The sequence below is a fragment of the Vibrio sp. 03_296 genome, assembly GCF_002265885.1.
In genome coordinates this window covers 1-703 of sequence record NZ_NPKW01000863.1, presented here as the reverse complement: position 1 = coordinate 703, position 703 = coordinate 1, and the positions used below count along the sequence as shown (strand labels likewise).

The following is a 703-nucleotide window of genomic DNA, read 5'->3' as shown; positions in this document are numbered from 1 at the left end:
GAGGTGTTGACCACAAATTTCAGCAGCGGCAGGTAAAGCAAATAATAGTGATAGGTTAGGATTGAGTTTTCATTTCATTACTCCTTGTTAGAGAGATGGTGAAAATAGAGTAAATGCTCATCAATGCTGTGATATTGATAATAAATTAATCAATATTCAGTAAGGTATTGATTAATTTATTTTTATTGTTGTGAATGTAACCCATTACACAACAATAACGTTTAACATTTATTGGTTGTGGTTTTGTGATGCGCCTGGTGAAATTTGTTTGGCCAATATGTTCTGACTGGCAAGGCGCTGTTCATGAACATTAGCGGGCTCATTGGCGGTAAAACGCAGATCTTGCAGGTTAAAACCGAGTTCAATATCGGTTTTGAGTGCCGAGACTCGCTTGCAACGGCGAGCTAACTCGATATGTTGATCGAACTTAGTACGATATTTCTTTGGTAGATCCGGCGAGAGAAAAGCCTGTTCGATATCGTCAAATTGGCTGAGGATCTCTTTGGCTGCTTTTGGCCCAATGCCGGGAATGCCGGTCACTTGGCTGGAACTGATGCCCGTTAGGCCCCAATAGTCAGAAAGCTGCTGAGGTTTACGCCAAACTCTTGTTCAATAAACGGCTGATCTAACCAGCGGTGTTGGAAGTAATCGCGAATCTGCAGTGTGGGAGAAAGCAGCTGGCAATAGCCTTTGTCGGTTGAAA

The 703-nt window shown here is 42.4% G+C and carries 1 pseudogene; it reads right to left on the bottom strand.

Annotated elements, in window-relative coordinates:
* Positions 1–324: 324 nt before the first annotated feature.
* A pseudogene (locus tag CIK04_RS28450) lies at positions 325–703 on the bottom strand (5'-3' exonuclease H3TH domain-containing protein); the annotation flags it as partial.